At 75.0% G+C, this 18321-nt stretch carries 18 protein-coding genes; 15 read left to right on the plus strand and 3 right to left on the minus strand.

Going from position 1 to position 18321, the window contains the following annotated elements:
• The first annotated feature begins 6 nt into the window (after positions 1-6).
• From GKC29_RS06250 to GKC29_RS06265, 4 genes are all read left to right on the plus strand, one after another.
• Entirely contained in the window at positions 7-543 is a 537-nt protein-coding gene (locus GKC29_RS06250) for a DUF3180 domain-containing protein (RefSeq protein ID WP_155329907.1), read from the plus strand.
• 103 nt (positions 544-646) lie between these two features.
• Positions 647-1873 carry an ABC transporter permease gene (locus tag GKC29_RS06255; protein ID WP_155329908.1) on the plus strand — a complete coding sequence of 409 codons (1227 nt, stop codon included), beginning with the start codon at positions 647-649 and terminating at the stop codon, positions 1871-1873.
• 78 nt (positions 1874-1951) lie between these two features.
• Positions 1952-2266 (plus strand): hypothetical protein, encoded by a 315-nt coding sequence (locus GKC29_RS06260; RefSeq protein WP_155329909.1) that lies wholly within the window; start codon positions 1952-1954, stop codon positions 2264-2266.
• A gap of 49 nt (positions 2267-2315) precedes the next feature.
• Entirely contained in the window at positions 2316-2813 is a 498-nt protein-coding gene (locus GKC29_RS06265; RefSeq protein ID WP_155329910.1) for a hypothetical protein, read from the plus strand.
• A gap of 43 nt (positions 2814-2856) precedes the next feature.
• On the opposite strand, the gene GKC29_RS06270 is transcribed toward GKC29_RS06265, so the two are convergent.
• Entirely contained in the window at positions 2857-3855 is a 999-nt protein-coding gene (locus tag GKC29_RS06270; RefSeq protein WP_155329911.1) for an ABC transporter ATP-binding protein, read from the minus strand.
• Positions 3856-3857: 2 nt separating this feature from the next.
• Between GKC29_RS06270 and GKC29_RS06275 the strand changes: the two genes are divergently transcribed.
• From GKC29_RS06275 to GKC29_RS06290, 4 genes are all read left to right on the plus strand, one after another.
• Positions 3858-4547 carry an ABC transporter permease gene (locus GKC29_RS06275; protein WP_155329912.1) on the plus strand — a complete coding sequence of 230 codons (690 nt, stop codon included), beginning with the start codon at positions 3858-3860 and terminating at the stop codon, positions 4545-4547.
• Between the two features lie 82 nt (positions 4548-4629).
• A complete protein-coding gene (locus tag GKC29_RS06280; protein ID WP_155329913.1) occupies positions 4630-5352 on the plus strand; it encodes an ABC transporter permease in 723 nt (240 codons plus the stop codon).
• Positions 5353-5546: 194 nt separating this feature from the next.
• Positions 5547-6551: a glycine betaine ABC transporter substrate-binding protein gene (locus tag GKC29_RS06285; protein ID WP_155329914.1), complete on the plus strand. Its 1005-nt coding sequence runs from the start codon at positions 5547-5549 to the stop codon at positions 6549-6551.
• Between the two features lie 154 nt (positions 6552-6705).
• Positions 6706-8430 carry a hypothetical protein gene (locus GKC29_RS06290; RefSeq protein ID WP_196255823.1) on the plus strand — a complete coding sequence of 575 codons (1725 nt, stop codon included), beginning with the start codon at positions 6706-6708 and terminating at the stop codon, positions 8428-8430.
• A 27-nt stretch (positions 8431-8457) separates the two neighbouring features.
• On the opposite strand, the gene GKC29_RS06295 is transcribed toward GKC29_RS06290, so the two are convergent.
• Together GKC29_RS06295 and GKC29_RS06300 are read right to left on the minus strand one after the other, a co-directional pair.
• Entirely contained in the window at positions 8458-9624 is a 1167-nt protein-coding gene (locus GKC29_RS06295; protein ID WP_196255824.1) for an NADH-quinone oxidoreductase subunit D, read from the minus strand.
• Positions 9621-10706, minus strand: coding sequence for an SAM-dependent methyltransferase (locus GKC29_RS06300; protein WP_155329916.1), 1086 nt, complete (start codon positions 10704-10706; stop codon positions 9621-9623). Before GKC29_RS06300 ends, GKC29_RS06295 begins: the two co-directional genes overlap by 4 nt.
• Before the next feature lie 54 nt (positions 10707-10760).
• Between GKC29_RS06300 and GKC29_RS06305 the strand changes: the two genes are divergently transcribed.
• The 7 genes from GKC29_RS06305 to nadC all read left to right on the plus strand — a co-directional run bounded on the left by GKC29_RS06305 (position 10761) and on the right by nadC (position 18321).
• Positions 10761-12026 (plus strand): phytase, encoded by a 1266-nt coding sequence (locus tag GKC29_RS06305; protein WP_155329917.1) that lies wholly within the window; start codon positions 10761-10763, stop codon positions 12024-12026.
• A 167-nt stretch (positions 12027-12193) separates the two neighbouring features.
• Positions 12194-13135, plus strand: coding sequence for a Rossmann-like and DUF2520 domain-containing protein (locus GKC29_RS06310; protein ID WP_155329918.1), 942 nt, complete (start codon positions 12194-12196; stop codon positions 13133-13135).
• Positions 13132-13980 (plus strand): pantoate--beta-alanine ligase, encoded by an 849-nt coding sequence (gene panC / locus GKC29_RS06315; protein WP_155329919.1) that lies wholly within the window; start codon positions 13132-13134, stop codon positions 13978-13980. Before GKC29_RS06310 ends, panC begins: the two co-directional genes overlap by 4 nt.
• 28 nt (positions 13981-14008) lie before the next feature.
• Entirely contained in the window at positions 14009-14440 is a 432-nt protein-coding gene (gene panD / locus GKC29_RS06320; RefSeq protein WP_155329920.1) for an aspartate 1-decarboxylase, read from the plus strand.
• Between the two features lie 179 nt (positions 14441-14619).
• Entirely contained in the window at positions 14620-15510 is an 891-nt protein-coding gene (locus GKC29_RS06325) for a septum formation family protein (RefSeq protein ID WP_155329921.1), read from the plus strand.
• A gap of 105 nt (positions 15511-15615) precedes the next feature.
• Positions 15616-17310, plus strand: a complete 1695-nt coding sequence (locus tag GKC29_RS06330; protein ID WP_155329922.1) for an L-aspartate oxidase — start codon at positions 15616-15618, stop codon at positions 17308-17310.
• Positions 17311-17424: 114 nt separating this feature from the next.
• Positions 17425-18321 carry a carboxylating nicotinate-nucleotide diphosphorylase gene (nadC, locus tag GKC29_RS06335; RefSeq protein ID WP_155329923.1) on the plus strand — a complete coding sequence of 299 codons (897 nt, stop codon included), beginning with the start codon at positions 17425-17427 and terminating at the stop codon, positions 18319-18321.

Raw genomic sequence — 18321 nt, forward strand, 5'->3', positions numbered from 1 at the left:
TCCGGCATGACGCAGGCGCAGTCGCCACCTCCGGGTGGCTCGGGCTCCGGCCGGATGGGCCCCACGCGGATCTCGACGCTGGTGGTGGCCGGTCTCGCGGCCGCCGCGGTGGCCTGGTTGCTGATCAGCTTCCTCTACTACGACTACCTGCCCGACCTGCCGTGGCTGCCGGTGGTCACCCTGGCCGCGCTGGCCGTGCTGGAGGCGTACGCCGCCGTCAACACCCGGGGGCGCATCGAGCGGAGGCCTGGTCGTGACCCGGTGAATCCGCTGCTCGTCGCCCGTTTCGTGGTGCTGGCCAAGGCATCGGCGCTGGCCGGTGCGATCTTCGCCGGCTTCTACGGCGGCCTGACCGGGTGGCTGTTCGTGGAGAACACGGACGCCGCGATGGACGACCGGCCCGTCGCCGGCGCCGGCCTGCTGGCCTCCCTGGCCCTGGTGGCCGCGGCGCTCTGGCTGGAGCGGGCGTGCCGGGTCCCCGAGCAGGAGGACGACGAGGACCGGGAGCCCGGCGACCGGGAGGGCCGCCCCGGCCGGCGCTGAGCAGGGGCTTTCGCCAGCCTTCCCGCACAGGTACGGTGCCTGCGACCGGAGAGCAACGGCCGCGCCGGTCCGCCCGCGCGTCGGACCCTGGACGGGCGGCCACCTGGAAGGCGGGCGCATGGGGTACGACGAACCGGGGCGGGAGTCCGCCGACACCGCGTCCGGGATCCCCGCCTCGGTGCTGGAGAACGTCTTCGACGACCCGGCGCACGGCGAGCCCGGCCGGGACCGGTTCGCCGTCCACGTCGGGTGGGAGGTGCTGCTCCTCGCGGGGCTCGCCGTCGTCGCCTTCCTGCTCTGGCAGGAGGCCCCGGACACGCTCCGGGGTGACGGCCTGCGCCGGCTGCTCGTCGACGCGGTCGTACTCGGGCTGCTGGTGTTCGCCGCCGGGCTGAGCCTGCGTACCGCTGCCGTCAACCTGGCGATCGGGCCGGCGGCCGTCGCGGCGGCCCTGCACGTGGCCGAGCAGGGGGACCGGGGGCTGGTGGCGGCCGCGGGACCGGCCCTCGTCGCGGCGGCCCTCGGCGGGCTGGTCCTGGCGCTCGCGGTGGTGGTGCTGCACGTCCCGAGCTGGGCGGCCAGCCTCGCCGCCGGCGCGGGGGTGATCGTGTTCATCGAGCAGCGGTCCGCGCCCGTCCTGCCGCAGGGCGGCTACGACCCGACACGGGACGCGCTGTACCTCGCCGTCGGGTTCGCGGCGGTCGCGGTGCTCGGCGGGCTGTTCGCCGCGCTCCGGCCGGTCCGCCGGCTGATCGGCCGGTTCCGGCCGGTCGTCGACCCGGCCCGCCGCCGAGGCGTGGTGGCCGGTGTGGTGGCCGGCGCCGCGCTGATCGTGTCCACCGTGCTGGCCGTGTCGGCCGGGGTCCTGCTGGCGACCGGCAACGCCGGACCGGTCGCCCCGGTGACCGGCCTCGACTGGACGGTCCTGGCCGTCGGCACCTCCCTGCTCGCCGGGACCAGCGCCTTCGGCCGCCGCGGCGGGATCTTCGGCACGCTGCTGGCGGTGTCGCTGGTGACGCTCGTCATGGCGGACCTCCGGGCCGAGGGCCACTCGGTGAGCCGGTGGGCGGTCGGTGCCGCGGCGCTCGGCGCCGGGTTGGTGGCCACCCGGCTGGTCGAGACGTACGGACGGCCGCGCCCCGGCGCGTCCGCGACGGACGTGACCCCGGATCCGGACGGCCGGATCAGCAGCGGCTGGGCGGTGCAGCGCGCCGATCCGATCGGCGAGTGGCCGCCGGCCCTACCGGCCCACCACGCCGAGAACCCGGTGGACCCGTGGAACGTCCCGCAGTGGGACGCCGGCCGGCGCTGGGACTCCGACGACCGGTGAGCCACGCCGGGCGTGCACGACGACGCGGCCCCGCGTTCCACCGGGCCGGCGGTGATCTCGGCGGTTAGGCTCGGCGACATGACCGACACACCATCGACGTCCCCCACCGGCCGGTCGTTCGAGGAGCTGGACGCACTGTCCACCGAGGAGCTGCGCGAGCAGGCGTTCGCGGTGGCCCGGAAGCACCGTGACGTGCGCTTCTTCTGGTCGGTGCTGCGTCACCTGCCGAACGCCGACGAGGCGGAGGTTCTCGACGGTGCCCCGAACTCCGTCGGGCCGACCGTCGACGAGGCGGTGGCGTTGTGGCGGGAGATGACCGGTCACGGTTACCAGGAGTCGGCGCCACTGCTGCGGGCGGCCTTCATCGACTACCTGATGAAGCACCCGGGGTGACCGGGCCGGGCAGGTTTGCGCCCCGCCGCCGCCCGGGAACGAACTGATCATGGCGCTCACCAACCGGACCGGCACCGTCGGCCGGTACGGGACGGCGGCCGGCACCGGGGCGGCCGCCGCGCTCATCCTGGTCGCCGTCGGCGGCAGCCCGGCGTACGTCGGGTGGGCCGGGCAGCACACCGACTCCTCGTCCGCCGGCGGGTGGTTCCTCCGCCTGCTCGCCTGGCCCGCCTGGTCAAACGACCCGGACATGCCGGGCGGGCTGTTCGCCGCGAACCTGCGCGCCGTCCTGCTGGTGGCCCTCGCGGCGGTCCTGCTCTACCTGCTGCCCGCCGCCCAGGCGGCCCGGGTGCCCGGTTCGGCCAGCCAGTTCTTCACCGGATGGGCCGCGTACGCGCTGGCGGGTGGCCTCGCCTCGCTGCTGGCCGTGTTCGCGGGCCCCGACCCGTCGCTGCTCACCGCCGTGCAGTCCGGCGGCACCGGCGCCACGTACGGCTTCCTCGCCGGCTGGATCGTCGGCACGGCGAGCCTCGGCGGCCGGGCCTGACGGCGACCGCCGGGAACGCGGCGGCACCCGGCCCCGGCCGCCGTCAGGTCGCCGGACGGCCCAGGTCGAGCAACCGCGCCCGGGTGAGCACGCCGACCGGCCGGTCGTGCTCGGTCACGACCACGCGGTCGGCGGTGGAGGTCAGCAGGACGCCCAGCGCGTCGTACGCCGACCCGCCGAGCGGGACCGTGGGCAGCCCGTCCACCGCCGTGGGCAGCGGCTCGACCGCCTCCCGGGTGACCGGGGTGACGGCGAGCCGCCGGATCCCCCGGTCGGCGCCGACGAACTCGCGGACGAACGGCGTGGCCGGCGCGCCCAGGACGGCGGCGGGCGTGTCGTACTGCTCCAGCCGGCCACCCTGGGAGAGCACCGCGATCCGATCGCCCAGCCGGACGGCCTCGTCGAGGTCGTGGGTCACCAGCACGATGGTCTTGCGGACCTCGGCCTGCAACCGCAGGAACTCCTCCTGCAGCCGGGTCCGGACGATCGGGTCGACCGCCGAGAACGGCTCGTCCATGAGCAGCACCACCGGGTCGGCGGCGAGCGCCCGGGCGACGCCCACCCGCTGCCGCTGCCCACCGGACAGCTCGTGCGGGTAGCGGTGGCCGAACTGCGCCGGGTCCAGCCCGACCAGTTCGAGCAGCTCCGTCACCCGCCGGCGACGGCGTTCCCGGGGCCAGCCGAGCAGGTGGGGCACGGTGGCGACGTTCGCGCTCACGGTCTGGTGCGGGAAGAGGCCGACGTTCTGGATGACGTACCCGATCCGGCGGCGCAGCCGCACCGGGTCGACGCGCGTCACGTCCTCCCCGCCGAGCAGGATCCGGCCGCCGGTCGGCTCGATGAGCCGGTTGACCATCCGCAGCACGGTCGACTTGCCGCAGCCCGACGGGCCGATCAGCACCACCAGCTCACCGGCGGCGACGTCCAGGGTCAGCTCCCGGACCGCCTCGGTGCCGTCCGGGTAGCGCTTGCTGATCGCGTCGAGCGTGATCGACGCGGCCCGGGCCCCGGCCTCGGCGCGCCCCGTCGGGGTACCGTCCACACATGTCCTTCCGCCTGAGCTACCGGGCCGACCCGGGTAACCCGTGGTTCTCCTGGCAGTACGTGCGGGACAACTCTGACACGATCCTCGCCGCGCTGCGTGACCACACCTCGTTGACCGCGCGGGCGGTGCTCGTCGCCGTGGTGGTGGCGCTGCCCCTGGCGGTCGCGGCGTACTGGTTCCGTCCGCTGGCCGGTCCCATCCTGGCGGTCACCGGCGTCCTCTACACGGTCCCGTCGCTGGCGCTGTTCGCGTTCCTCGCGCCGTACCTGGGCATCGGTGCGGTGACCGTGCTCGGCGTGGTGGCGCTCTACGCGCTGCTGGTGATCGTGCGCAACGCGCTGGCCGGGCTCGCGCAGGTGCCTCCGGAGGTGCGGGAGGCGGCCGAGGGCATGGGGTACGGCCGCTGGGGGCGGCTGTTCCGGATCGAGCTGCCGCTCGCCCTGCCCGGCATCCTGACCGGGCTGCGGCTGGCGACCGTGTCCACGGTGGCGCTGGTGACCGTGGGCGTGGTGGTCGGGCGCGGTGGGCTGGGCCAGCTCATCTTCGGCGGCTTCCAGAACAACTTCTACAAGGCCCAGATCATGACCGGGACGCTGCTCTGTGTCCTGCTCGCCCTCGTACTCGACCTGCTGCTCGCCGGTGTGGGCCGGCTGCTCACCCCGTGGCTGCGCCGCCGGAGCCCGGCGTGAGCGCCGCGGTGCGCGCGGTCCGGGCGGCCGGTGGCGGCGCTTCCCGGCGGAACACCCACCGGGGTACGGGAGGACGGTGGCGGTGAGCCCGATCGAGGCGGCGGTGGTCTGGCTCAACGACCCGCTGAACTGGACCAACCCGGGCGGCATCCTGGACCGGCTGGGCGAGCACCTGTCGATGTCGGCGGCGGCGGTGGCCCTTGCCTGCCTGATCGCGTGGCCGATCGGGCTCTGGCTCGGGCACACCGGGCGCGGCGGTGGGCTGGTGGTGCTGGTCGCCAACCTGACGCTCGCCGTCCCGACGCTGGCCCTGCTCACCATCCTCCCGCTCACCTTCCTCGGTTTCGGCCGGCCGGCGGTGGTGGTGGCGCTGGCCGTGTTCGCGGTGCCGCCGCTGCTCGCCAACGCGTACACCGGGGTGCGCCAGGCCGACCCGGAGGCCCGGGACGCGGCACGCGGGATGGGTTTCTCCGGCTGGCAGCTGCTGCGTCGGGTCGAACTGCCGCTCGCCGTGCCGTACCTGGCCGCCGGGTTCCGCACCGCGGCCGTGCAGGTGGTGGCGACCGCCGCGCTGGCCTCCTTCGTCAACGGCGGTGGCCTGGGGCAGATCATCCGCGCCGGGTTCGGCCTCGACATCGCCGCGGGCGGCGGCCAGATCCTCGCCGGGGGCCTGCTCGTGGCGGGGCTCGCCATGCTGGTCGAGCTGCTCCTGGCCCTGGTCGAGCGGCTCGTCACCCCCCGTCCGTTGCGCACCGGCCGCCGCCGCGCGAGCCGCCGTGCGGCAGACGCGGTCGCGGGCGGGTGACGGCCGGCACGGCCGGCGTGCGCTCGAATCCGCCGGCTGCCGATCTGCGGGTGACGATCCGGTGACAAAGCCCGGCTGAAGTTGTCGGACCCGCGTGGAGGATGTTGGGTGGAACGCGCGGGCGGCTCGGATCGCCCGTCGGACACGCGGCCGGCCCGGAGGGGGTCGCGCCGGGACACGGAAGGCGGGCACACATGCAGGCACGCACACGGCTGGCGATCGGCGCGGTCGGCGCGCTCACCGTGGCCGGGCTGTTGACCGGTTGCGGGGACGCCGGCTCGTCCGGCACGGAGGCGCCCGAGCAGGCCGCCTCGGGGGCCGGCTGCGCCCCGGTCGCCGGTGACCAGCTTGTCGTCCTCGAGGACGACAAGAAGCTCCAGAACACCGACAACATCATCCCCGCGGTCAACGCCGACGTCGCGACGCCGCAGCTCATCGCCGCGCTGGACAAGGTCTCCGCGGCGCTGGACACGCCGAAGCTGATCCAGCTCAACAAGGTCGTCGACGTCGACCGCAAGACGCCGGCGGTCGCCGCGGGCGAGTTCGCCACCGCCAACAACGTGACCGCCGGCATCGCGAAGGGCCCCGGCGGCCGGGTCGTGGTCGGCGCCGCCAACTTCAGCGAGAGCCAGACCCTCGCCGAGCTCTACAAGATCACGCTGACGGCGGCCGGCTACCAGGTGACGGTGCAGCAGATCGGTAGTCGGGAGCTGTACGAGCCGGCGCTGCGGAAGGGCGAGATCCAGGTCGTTCCGGAGTACGCGGCCACCATGGCGGAGTTCCTCAACACCAAGGCCAACGGGAAGGACGCCCCGCCGGTCTCCTCGCCGGATCTGGACAAGACGGTCGCCGCGTTGAAGGCCGCCGGCGACAAGGTTGGGCTGGTGTTCGGCACGCCGTCGTCCGCGCAGGACCAGAACGCGTTCGCAGTCACCCGCGCCTTCGCCGACAAGTACGCGGTGCGCACCCTCTCCGACCTCGCCGAGAAGTGCTCCGGCCAGGCCACGGTGCTGGCCGGCCCGCCGGAGTGCCCGCAGCGACCCAAGTGCCAGGCCGGGCTGGTGCAGGTCTACAACTTCAAGGCCGGGTCGTTCAGCTCCCTCGACGCCGCCGGCCCGCAGACGAAGAACGCCCTGAAGACCGGGGCCGCCAGCGTCGGCCTCGTCCTCTCCTCCGACGGGGCGCTCGCCGCCGGCTGACCGCCCACCCTCGGCATGACACGGGCCGGCCACCGATCGCCGCGCGGCACCGGTGGCCGGCCTGCCTCACCTGCGAATCTACTGATGGGTAACCAGGTCGGAAGGCGCTTTCGGCCGTTCCCACGTGACGCAACTCTCGGTAGGCTGCACAGCCATGCCCGCCCCGGCCGACACCTCGGACACGCGTAATCCGTCGCTGCTGACGGTGCTCTTCTGGGTCGGTGTGGCCCTCGCGCCCGTGGCGGCGTTGATCCTTCTCGTAGCGGACGGTAACGGCCCGCTACGGTTCGCAGCCGTCCTGGCCATCCTGGCCGTGGTGCTGATCGGGCTGTCGATCGCGATGCGGGCCGACGGCGGCGCGGGCAGCGAGGAACTGCGCGAAGAAATCGAGGCGCTGCGGCGGGAGCTGCGCGGGGAGATCGTGGCCACCGCCCAGCGCGGCAACCAGGCCCTCGACCAGGCCCACCGGGCCCAGGAGGCGGTCGGCGCCCTGCGCCGGCGTCTCGACGCCGGCACCGCGGCCCTCGCCGGGTCGGCCGATGCGGGCAGCGCGGGCCGCGCCCGGGTGGGTGCCGCCGACGAGCCGGCCGAGGAGCCGGGCTGGGGTGGCTCCGAGCGCGACGGCGAGTACGCGGGCCGGCGCGCCGACCCGCACCCGCACCACCGCCCGGCGGCGGGCTCGGCCGGCGAATACGCCGGTGACCGGCCGGCCACCGGGTCGGCCGGCGTGTACGGCAGCGATCGAACGGCCCCCGCCGACCGTCCGGGCACCGGTTCGGCCGGCGGGTACGGCGGTGACCGTCCCGAGACGGGCGTCCACGACCGCAGCACCGGTGGCACCTACGGCGGTGAGCGTTCGGGCGGCACGTACGGCGGGGGAGACCGCAGCGCCGGTGGCACCTACGGCGGCGGTGACCGTTCGGGCGGCACGTACGGCGGCGGTGAGCGCAGCGCCGGCGGCACCACCTACGGCGGAGAGCGTTCAGGCACCGGCTACGGCACCGAGCGGGCGGGCTACGGCCCCTGGCCGGCGGACGACGGCCAGCCCGGCCACCGGTCGATGGGCGTGGTGCGGCACACCGAGACGGTGCACGTCACGACCCGGCACACCATCGTGGACGGCGGCGGCCCGGTGCTCGGCGAGATCGGCAACCGGTACGGCGGGTACGCCGGTCGCTGGTCGCCGGGCCCGGAGGAGCGGTCGCGGGCCGGGGACGGTGAGGACCGGTCCTGGTCCGGCCAATCGGACGACCGGTCGTGGTCGGGCCACGACGAGCGCGGCCGGCGCGACGAGCACGGGTGGAGCGAGCACGACGAGCGTGGGTGGGACGAGCGCGACGAGCCCGCCCGACCGGGCCAGCAGTGGGACGATCGCGGCTGGTCGGAGCAGCGCGACGACCGCGGCTGGGGTGGGGAGCAGTCCTGGGACACGTCCGCCGAGGCGTACGGCCGGGGCCGGGCGACCGGGCCGGACGGTGCAGGCGAGGACGGCGAGTACTGGTCGCAGGCCAAGGCCGGGGACCGGTGGGCAGCCGTCCGCGAGGACGACCGGGGACGAGAGCTGCGGATGGGCGAGCGGCGGGCCGAGGTGCTCGCCGACCAGACGGGTACCGAGTTCCGGGTGGCGGACCGGTGGGCGTCGGTCCGCCGGGACGAGCCGGGACGGGACCGTGCGGACGCGTGGCGGGGCTCGTGGGCCGAGCCGGAGGGCCGGGCGGCGCTGCCGGCCGGTGGCGTGCCGGTGCCGGACGAGTGGCGGGTTCCCCGGCAGCGGCAGCCGGAACCTGAACGGGCGCCTGAACCCGGCCGCTACGGTTACCCGCACCAGGACGACGGGCACCGTGCGGGCGGCCCCCGCCCGACGGACCACTGGCGCTGACGGCGGACGAAAGGCGCCCCGGCCCGGCTACTTGTCGATGTCGCCGACCACGAAGAACATCGAGCCGAGGATGGCGATCAGGTCCGGGACCAGGCAGCCGGGCAGCAGCGTGGCCAGCGCCTGCACGTTGGCGTACGAGGCGGTGCGCAGCTTGAGCCGCCACGGCGTCTTCTCACCGCGCGACACCAGGTAGTAGCCGTTGATGCCGAGCGGGTTCTCGGTCCAGGCGTAGGTGTGCCCCTCGGGCGCCTTGAGCACCTTCGGCAGCCGCGTGTTCACCGGGCCGGTGAGCCGGTCCACCCGGTCCAGGCACTGCTCGGCGAGGTCGAGTGACGCGTACACCTGGTCGAGCAGCACCTCGAAGCGGGCGTGGCAGTCACCGGCCGTCTTCGTCACCACCGGCACGTCGAGCTGGTCGTACGCCAGGTACGGCTCGTCGCGCCGCAGGTCCAGGTCGAGCCCGGAGGCCCGCGCGACCGGCCCGGACGCGCCGAACGCGGCGGCGTCCGCCGCGGACAGCACGCCCACACCGACGGTGCGGGCCAGGAAGATCTCGTTGCGCCGGATCAGGTGGTCGATGTCCGGCATCCGTCGCCGTACCTCGCCGACGGCGGCCCGGGCCCGGCCGGTCCAGCCGGCCGGCACCTCCTCCTTGAGCCCGCCGACCCGGTTGTACATGTAGTGGACCCGCCCGCCGGAGACCTCCTCCATCACCGCCTGGAGGGTCTCCCGTTCCCGGAACGCGTAGAACATCGGCGTGATCGCGCCGATCTCCAGCGGGTACGACCCGAGGAACATCAGGTGGTTGAGCACCCGGTTCAGCTCGGCGAGCGCCATCCGCAGCCAAGTGGCCCGCTCCGGCACCTCCATGCCCATCATCCGTTCGACGGCCAGCACCACGCCCAGCTCGTTCGAGAAGGCCGACAGCCAGTCGTGCCGGTTCGCCAGCACGATGATCTGCCGGTAGTCGCGGACCTCGAACAGCTTCTCCGCGCCCCGGTGCATGTACCCGACGATCGCCTCGGCGCTCACCACGCGTTCGCCGTCGAGCACCAGCCGCAGCCGGAGCACTCCGTGCGTCGAGGGGTGCTGCGGCCCGATGTTGAGCACCATGTCGGTGCCGAGCTGCTCCCCGCCGGCGCCGGTGCCGACGGTCAGTTCGCGGAGGTCGGCGTCCGTGGTCATGCCCGTCATCGTGCCACGAGCGGGTCGAGGGTGACGCCGACCGGTTGCAGCAGCCACCAGTGCCCGCCGAGGCCGGCCGGGTCGGTCAGCTCGGCCACCGCCGACGCGGCGGCCAGCGCCCGCACGTACCCCGTGGGGTCGCCGACGGCCAGGCTCAGCGCCGGGCGGGCGCCGTCGGCCCCGAGCGCCCGCAGCGCCTCCCGCTGCGAAACCAGGAAGTACGCACACCGCGCGACCCGCTCACCGGTGGAGGCGACCGAGTCCATGGCGACGTGCGCGGTGACATCACACGACCCGTCGGGCACCGGACGAACCTGCCGCCCACCCCGGTACCCGGTCAGCGTGCCGTCGACGGGCCGCCCGTCCCGCAGGTGCCCGTAGTCCACCGCCACGGCCAGTCCCCGGTCGACGTGGCGCAGCACCTCCCCCCACGCCTCATCCCTGCTCCGGCCGATCTCGGCCCGCCCCCCAACCCCGTTGATCAAGAGGTTTTCGTCCGATCCGAGGTCGCTCGATGCCGAAAACTTTTTGATCAACGGTGCGGGGGTGCGGAGGGGCCACCAGGTGGTCAGCCAGTTGGCGTCTTCAGGGCGCACCGGGTCACCCAGGGTTTCCTCGCCGGTGGTGGGGTCCACCAGGAGGTAGTGCCAACCGTCTGAGGCGGGCACCGCCAGGTCCAGGGGGACGTTGTCGAGCCATTCGGTGGCCAGGAGCACCCCGGTGATCCCGGAGGGCATCTCGTCCACCCACCTGATCCGCGTGGGCAGGTCCGCGGGGCGCGGGGCGAGTTCGACGGCGGTGAACCGTACCCGCTGGGCCAGCGGAACCGGCGCGGAAACCTCGGCCGTGACCGACGCCGCGAGGGAACGCACGAGTTCACCGCGGCCCGCCCCGACGTCGACGACGTCGAGCACCGGGGGATGACCGAGGGCCGCGTCGACCTGGTTGATCAGGCGCAGCAGGGCCGAGGCGAACGTCGGCGAGGCGTGCACGCTGGTGCGGAAGTGGTCGGCCGGGCCGGAGCCGGAGACGAAGAAGCCGCCCGGGCCGTAGAGCGCCCGGTCCATCGCGTCCCGCCAGCGGATCGACATCAGTTCATCCCTCGTTCAGGGGCCGTCACCGTCCCGACCCTACGGTCAGCCGGTATGAGACGACTGGTGATCCCCGCCCTGGCGGTCGTACCCCTCCTGTTGGCCGGCGTCCCGGCCGGCGCCGCGCCGGCCGACGGGCCCCGGCCGGTGCGGGCGGTGATCGAGACCCCCTCGCTCTTCGACGACGCGGCCGGCGGTGACGCGGACGCCGACGACCCGGCGATCTGGGTGCACCCGACCGACCGCGCCGGCAGCCTGGTCGTGGCGACCGCGAAGAACGGCGGCCTGCGCGTGTACGACCTGCGGGCGCGGGAGCGGCAGTCGATCCCGACCCCGCCGGCCCCCGGCCCGGAGGACGAGGCGGGCCGGTTCAACAACGTGGACCTGGTGCCCGGCTTCCGGCTCGGTCGCCGCGCGGTCGACCTGGCGGTGGTGACCGATCGGGGGCGTGACCAGCTGCGGTTCTACCGGATCGACCCGGCGACCCGGCGGCTGGTCGACGTCACCGCACCGGATGTGCCGTACGCCTTCAGTCGCGACCAGGCCGAGGTCAACACCCAGCGGACCGCGTACGGGCTGGGCACGTTCACCGACCGGGACGGCGGCGTGTACGCGGTGGTGAGCCGGCGCAGCACCCCGGAGGTGGGGGTGTTCCGGCTGGTGGAACGGGCCGGGCGGGTCACCTACCGGCCGGTGGACCGGATGACGCTGCCGTCGACGTTCACCCTCCCGGACGGCAGTTCCTGGTCGCCGTGCACCGATCCGGGTGACGGCCCCCAGGTGGAGGGGACGGTGGTCGACCCGGCCACCGGCGTGGTGTACCTGGCCCAGGAGAAGGTCGGCCTGTGGCGGACCCGGCTGGTCGGCGGCCGGTTCGCCGGCCCGGTCGTGCCGGTCGAGCGGGTCCGCGAGTTCGGGGTCCCGGCGAGCTACGACCCGGAGGAGGAGGACTGCGTCACCGACCGCGCGGCCGACCCGGGCTTCGGCGGCCGGATCGCCCAGGACGTGGAGGGGCTGACGATCTACCCGACGGGCCGCCGCACCGGCACCCTGGTGGTGTCCAGCCAGGGCGACGACACCTTCTACACGTACGACCGGCGTACCAACCGCCCGACGGGCCACTTCGCCGTGGTCGACGGCCGGGTGGACGGCGCGCAGGAGTGCGACGGCGCCGCGGCCGTCGCGACGCCGCTGCCCGGCTTCCCGGGCGGCCTGCTGGTCGTGCACGACGGGCGGAACATCCCGGAGACGCCGGGTCAGGACGGCGAGGCCCGAGCCGACACCAACTTCAAGTTCCTGGACGCCGGCTTCCTGAGGTGAGAGCAGGGGCCCCGTGCCGGCCGCCGGGCGCGGTGCGGGGCCCAGGGCCTGTGTCATGGTCCCTGGCACCACCGGTGAACGTTTTCACACAGTCTTGTTTCAGCTCCGTCGCTGCGGCGCATACTTGCGGTCGACCGGTACCCCTTCTCGAGGACTGGATCGTCACGATGAGCGCTCCGCTGCGCCCGCGTCCCGCCGCACGGCCGGTCGACGCGCCCGCTCCCCGTTTCCTGACCGTCGGTGTCATCGGCGCCGGCCGGGTCGGTGCCGTCCTGGGAGCCGCCCTCGCCGCCGCCGGCCACCGGGTGGTGGCCGCCGCCGCGGTGTCCGGCGCGTCCCGCGCCCGGCTGGCGCTGCTGCTCCCCTCGATCCCGCGCCGCTCGGCCACCTCGGTGGCCCGGGCCGCCACCGACCTCCTGCTGCTCGCGGTGCCGGACGACGCGCTCGCCGGCGTGGTCGCCGGGCTCGCCCGCAGTGGCGCGCTGCGCCCCGGCCAGGTGGTCGCGCACACCTCCGGCGCGCACGGGCTGGCCGTGCTGGCCCCGGCCGCCGAGGTTGGCGCCCGCCCGCTGGCCCTGCACCCCGCGATGACCTTCACCGGTACGCCGGACGACCTGACCCGCCTGGCCGGCATCTCGTACGGGGTGACCGCCCCGGCGGAGCTGCGCCCGCTCGCCGCCCGGCTGGTCGCCGACCTCGGCGGGGTACCGGAGTGGATCGGCGAGGCGGACCGGCCGCTCTACCACGCGGCGCTGGCGCACGGCGCCAACCATCTGGTGACCCTCGTCAACGAGGCGGCCGACCGGCTGCGCGACGCCGGTGTGGGGCAGCCCGAGAAGGTGCTCGCCCCGCTGCTGCGAGCGGCCCTGGAGAACGCGCTGCGCCTCGGCGACGACGCGCTGACCGGCCCGGTCTCCCGGGGCGACGCCGGCACGGTCGAGCGGCACCTGGCCCGGCTCGCGGCGACCGCGCCGGAATCCGTGGCCCCCTATCTGGCGTTGGCACGACGGACCGCGGACCGGGCGATCGCGGCGGGACGGCTGCGCCCGGTGGACGCGGAGCCGCTGCTGGACGTGCTGAGTGGGAGGGACCGGGAGGTGGCCGCGTGACCGTGCTGGTGCACACCCGCGCCGAACTGGCGGCGGCGCGTGCCGGGCTCGAGGGCACCGTCGGCGTCGTCATGACCATGGGTGCCCTGCACTCCGGGCACGAGACGCTGCTGCGGGCCGCCCGCGAGCGGGCCGACAGCGTGATCGTCACGATCTTCGTGAACCCGCTCCAGTTCGGCCCGAACGAGGACTTCGACCGGTACCCGCGGACGCTCGACGCGGACCTGGAGATCTGCCGCCGGGCCGGCGCGGACGTGGTCTTCGCGCCCGCCGTTGCGGACATGTACCCGGAGGGCCAGCCCCGGGTCCGGGTCAACCCGGGCCAGCTCGGCGAGGAGTTGGAGGGGCAGAGCCGGCCCGGCTTCTTCCACGGGGTGCTCACCGTGGTGCTGAAGCTGCTCCAGCTCACCCGCCCGGACCTGGCCTTCTTCGGCGAGAAGGACTACCAGCAGCTGACGCTGGTCCGCCGGATGGTCCGCGACCTGGACGTGCCCGTCGAGATCGTCGGGGTGCCGACGGTCCGGGAAGCGGACGGGCTGGCGTTGTCCAGCCGCAACCGCTACCTGTCGCCGGCCGAGCGCGGGGCCGCGTCGAGCCTGTCGGCGGCGCTGCGCGCGGGGGCCGAGGCCGCCGACGCGGGCGCGGACGCGGGGGCGGTCCTGGCCGCCGCGCACGCCGCCTTCGGCTCGGGTACGCCGGGCGCGCAGCTGGACTACCTGGTGCTCACCGACCCGGATCTGGAGCCGGGGCCGGTGGCCGGTCCGGCGCGGCTGCTCGTCGCCGCCTGGGTCGGCACCACCCGCCTGATCGACAACGCGCCCGTCCACCTCGCCGCGCCCTCCTGACCCCACCACATCTCGAAAGGTCGCTCCGATGCTGCGCACCATGCTCAAGTCGAAGATCCACCGGGCCACGGTGACCCAGGCCGACCTGCACTACGTCGGGTCGGTGACGGTGGACCAGGACCTGCTCGACGCGGCCGACCTGCTGCCCGGCGAGCAGGTGGCGATCGTGGACATCACCAACGGCGCCCGGCTGGAGACGTACGTGATCCCGGGTGAGCGGGGCAGCGGCGTGATCGGCATCAATGGCGCCGCGGCCCACCTGGTGCACCCGGGTGACCTGGTCATCCTCATCTCGTACGGGCAGATGGACGACGCCGAGGCCCGCACCTACCAGCCTCGCGTCGTACACGTGGACGCCGACAACCGGATCGTCGACCTGAACACCGATCCGACGACGGCCGCCCCTGGAACGGCCGGCGACCCGATGCCGAACCCCCTGGCCGCTGCCACCGTCTCCTGACCCGCGTCCGTTCCCCGCGATCTCGCAGGCTCGGTCCCCTTACGGGGCTTTGTGGCCGCTTTGTCCGGGCGCCAGCCGCAGGATCGCGGGGTTCGGGGCGCACGCCGTCTGTCACCGGAGCGTCATTCACGGTTACTCTGGTCGGACCGTCCCGTTGGGGCGTCGGCTGGGGAGGCGGCGTGGGGCACCGGGTGGGGCGCGGCGTAGTCGCGGCTCTTGCCGTGGGAGCGCTGCTGGGTGGCTGCGCGGGTCCCGGTGACGGTGACCTGACCGACGACTGGCGGGCGCTCCCGGCGGCCGGTCCCTTCACGCCGGAGAGCGGGGTCTGCCACGCCGACGTCGCCGACGTGGTGACGCTGGCGGCGTACGACCCGGTCGACTGCTCGGCGCCACACCGCGTCGAGGCCGTGCACGTCGGAGCGTTCCCCGCCGGCCAGAGCGCCCCGCCGACCGGCGGCTCGACCGACGTCCGGGGCGTGTTCGCCGACTGCGACACCCGCGCCACGGCGTACGTGGGCGACGACTGGCGTGCCGGCCGGCTGCGGCTGTCCGTGGCGGTGCCGTCGGCCGCCGGCTGGACGTCCGGCTCCCGCTGGTACCGGTGCGACCTGGCCGAGGTGACCACGACCGAGGCCGCCGCCACCGTGGTCACCCGCACCGGCAGTCTCCGCGGCGCGCTGGCCGCCCCGTCGCCGGTGCGGCTCGGCTGCCAGCAGAGCCGGCGGGACCGCGGCGGGGGTGTCGAGACGTTGCTCCCGGTGGAGTGCGGCACCCGCCATGACGCCGAGTTCGTGGGGGTGTGGCAGGCACCGGACCGGCCGTACCCGGCACGGGACGCCGACTGGGCGCCCCTCTACGCGGGTTGCCGCAGCACGATCGCCCGGTACGTGGGCGTACCCGACGACCTGACGCTGCGGTTCCGCGCCGACGTGGTGGTCCGCCCGCCCGGGGCGGGCCGGTGGCGGGTCGGTGACCGGGGAGTGCGGTGCTACCTGTGGCTCAGCGACCGCGCGGTGACCGGCTCGCTCAAGGGCGCCGGCCCGAGCGGGTTGCCGGTCCGGACACGGTGAGGCGGGGCGTCCGGCGCGCACCGACCGCCCCGGGCACGGCGTAGCCCAAACCACTCGTCCCGCCCCCGCCGCCCCGGGTGAGGCACCTTCGGGTTGACTGGGGGCATGGAGCTACCGACCGTCGACCTGCCGGCCCTGCCCCGCCTGCTGGCCGCCCCCGCGCCCGGCTGGGTGGAGACGACCGACGTGGTCGTCGTCGGCTCCGGCGTCGCCGGGCTGACCGCCGCGCTGCACCTGCGGGAGGCCGGCCTGCACGTCACGGTGGTCACCAAGGTCGACATCGAGGAGGGCTCCACGCGCTGGGCGCAGGGCGGCATCGCGGCGGTGCTCGATCCCCACGACACCCCGGCGGCGCACGCCTCGGACACCGAGATAGCCGGCGTCGGGCTCTGTGACCCGGCGGCGGTCCGCGTCCTGGTCGAGGAGGGGCCGACCCGCCTCCGGGAGCTCATCCGGATCGGCGCCGAGTTCGACCGCAACCCGGACGGCTCGCTGATGCTGACCCGCGAGGGCGGGCACCGGGCGGACCGCATCGTGCACGCCGGCGGCGACGCCACCGGGGCCGAGGTGCAGCGGGCGCTGCACGCCGCCGTCCGCCGGGACCCGTGGATCCGGCTGGTCGAGCACGCCCTGGTACTGGACCTGCTCCGGGCTCCCGGTGACGGCCCGGACGGGCTCGGCCCGGCCTGCGGCGTCACGCTGCACGTGCTCGGCGAGGGCAGCGAGGACGGCGTCGGCGCGATCCTGGCCCGCGCCGTGGTGCTCGCCACCGGCGGGATGGGGCAGATCTTCGCGGCCACCACCAACCCGGCGGTCTCCACCGGCGACGGGGTGGCGCTCGCGCTGCGGGCCGGCGCCGCCGTCACCGACGTGGAGTTCGTCCAGTTCCACCCCACCGCGCTCATCGTCCCGGAGCACGCCCGTACGCCCGGCGCCGGGCACGCCCAGCAGCCGCTGGTCTCCGAGGCGCTGCGCGGCGAGGGCGCGTACCTGGTGGACGGCGACGGCAAGCGGTTCATGGTCGGGCAGCACGAGCTGGCCGAGCTGGCTCCCCGGGACGTGGTCGCCAAGGGCATCCATCGGGTGCTGCTCGCCACCGGCGCGGACCACGTCTTCCTCGACGCCCGGCACCTCGGCGGTGAGTTCCTCGCCCGGCGGTTCCCCACGATCGTGGCCTCCTGCCGGGCCATCGGCGTCGACCCGGCGACCGACCTGATCCCGGTCGCCCCCGCCGCCCACTACGCGTCCGGCGGCGTCCGCACCGACCTGCACGGCCGCACCTCGATCCCCGGCCTGTACGCCTGCGGCGAGGTCGCCTGCACGGGCGTGCACGGCGCGAACCGCCTGGCCAGCAACTCCCTGCTGGAGGGCCTGGTGTTCTCCCGGCGGATCGCCGACGACCTGGCGACCGGCCTGCCGGAGCAGGCGAAGCCGGCGGGCACCGGTGCCTGGACCGGCGGTGCGGGGTGGGTGCTGCCCGCCACCGGCACGCCGGCCCTGCAACGGGCGATGACCCGGGGCGCCGGGGTGCTGCGGTCCGCCGCGACGCTGGCCGACACGGCCGCCACGCTGGGCGCTCTGGGCGACGGCCGGGGTACGCCGCGCACCCCGGACTGGGAGGCCACCAACCTGCTCACCGTGGCGTCGACGCTGGTGGCCGCCGCGTACGCCCGCGAGGAGACCCGGGGCTGCCACTGGCGGGAGGACTTCCCGGTCGCCGACGAGCGGTGGCGCGGCCACCTGGTCGGCTCGATCGGGGCGCAGGGCCGGCTGACGCGGGAGTGGCAGGAGGCACCGTGAGCGCGAGGAGTGAGCCGGTCTTGCGAGCCCCGCAGTCGCGAACGAAGGAGGCACCGTGAGCGCGAGGAGTGACCCGGTCCCGCGAGCCCCGCGGTCGCGAACGAAGGAGGCACGATGACCGAGGAGACCGAGCGCGCGTTGCGCGACGCCGGCCTGGACCTGGAGCGGGTACGCCGGGTGGTGACCGACGCGCTCGTCGAGGACCTGGGCCCGGACTTCCTCGACGTCACCAGCGTCGCCACCATTCCCGACACCCAGACCGACACGGCCGACGTGGTGGCCCGCGCCGACGGGGTGGTGGCCGGTCTGCCGGTGGCCGCCGCCGTGTTCGAGCTGGTCGGCGAGGTGACCGGGGCCGAGCGTACGGTGCGGGTGTCCCTGGTGGCCCACGACGGGCAGCGGGTGGCCCGCGGCGACGTGCTGGCGACGGTGACCGGCCCGACCCGGCTGCTGCTCACCGCCGAACGCACCGCGCTCAACCTGCTCTCCCGGATGTCCGGGGTGGCCACCCACACCCGCGCCTGGGCGGACGCGGTGGCGGGCACGAAGGCGATGGTGCTCGACACCCGCAAGACGACGCCGGGGCTGCGGGTGCTGGAGAAGTACGCGGTCCGCGCCGGCGGTGGCACCAACAAGCGGATGGGCCTGCACGACGTCGCGATGGTCAAGGACAACCACAAGCTGGCGGCGGGCGGGGTCGCGGCGGCGTTCCGGCGGGTCCGCGAGGCGTTCCCGGACGTGCCGGTGCAGGTGGAGGTCGACACGGTCGCCGAGGCGATCCAGGCGGTGGAGGCCGGGGCGGACTTCCTGCTGCTCGACAACATGCGACCGGAGATGCTGCGCGAGGTGGTGTGCGCGGTCGGGAACCGGGCCCAGCTGGAGGCGACCGGCGGGCTGACCCTGGGCGTGGCGGCCGAGTACGCGGCCACCGGCGTGGACTTCCTGTCGGTGGGCGCGCTCACCCACTCCTCGCCCATCCTGGACATCGCCCTGGACCTGCGGACGGAGTGA

Source organism: Micromonospora sp. WMMC415 (genome assembly GCF_009707425.1).
In the GTDB taxonomy this organism is placed as follows: domain Bacteria; phylum Actinomycetota; class Actinomycetes; order Mycobacteriales; family Micromonosporaceae; genus Micromonospora.

Excerpts from the sequence above, each read along its gene's own strand:
- GKC29_RS06300 (WP_155329916.1), bottom strand. The coding sequence starts at position 10,706 with ATGTCGATCCGCTGGCGGGACGCGATGGACCGGGCGCTCTACGGCCCG.
- GKC29_RS06310 (WP_155329918.1), top strand. The coding sequence starts at position 12,194 with ATGAGCGCTCCGCTGCGCCCGCGTCCCGCCGCACGGCCGGTCGACGCG.
- GKC29_RS06265 (WP_155329910.1), top strand. The coding sequence starts at position 2,316 with ATGGCGCTCACCAACCGGACCGGCACCGTCGGCCGGTACGGGACGGCG.
- GKC29_RS06260 (WP_155329909.1), top strand. The coding sequence starts at position 1,952 with ATGACCGACACACCATCGACGTCCCCCACCGGCCGGTCGTTCGAGGAG.
- GKC29_RS06290 (WP_196255823.1), top strand. The coding sequence starts at position 6,706 with ATGCCCGCCCCGGCCGACACCTCGGACACGCGTAATCCGTCGCTGCTG.
- panD (WP_155329920.1), top strand. The coding sequence starts at position 14,009 with ATGCTGCGCACCATGCTCAAGTCGAAGATCCACCGGGCCACGGTGACC.
- GKC29_RS06305 (WP_155329917.1), top strand. The coding sequence starts at position 10,761 with ATGAGACGACTGGTGATCCCCGCCCTGGCGGTCGTACCCCTCCTGTTG.
- nadC (WP_155329923.1), top strand. The coding sequence starts at position 17,425 with ATGACCGAGGAGACCGAGCGCGCGTTGCGCGACGCCGGCCTGGACCTG.
- GKC29_RS06295 (WP_196255824.1), bottom strand. The coding sequence starts at position 9,624 with ATGACGGGCATGACCACGGACGCCGACCTCCGCGAACTGACCGTCGGC.
- GKC29_RS06330 (WP_155329922.1), top strand. The coding sequence starts at position 15,616 with ATGGAGCTACCGACCGTCGACCTGCCGGCCCTGCCCCGCCTGCTGGCC.
- GKC29_RS06275 (WP_155329912.1), top strand. The coding sequence starts at position 3,858 with ATGTCCTTCCGCCTGAGCTACCGGGCCGACCCGGGTAACCCGTGGTTC.
- GKC29_RS06285 (WP_155329914.1), top strand. The coding sequence starts at position 5,547 with ATGCAGGCACGCACACGGCTGGCGATCGGCGCGGTCGGCGCGCTCACC.
- GKC29_RS06250 (WP_155329907.1), top strand. The coding sequence starts at position 7 with ATGACGCAGGCGCAGTCGCCACCTCCGGGTGGCTCGGGCTCCGGCCGG.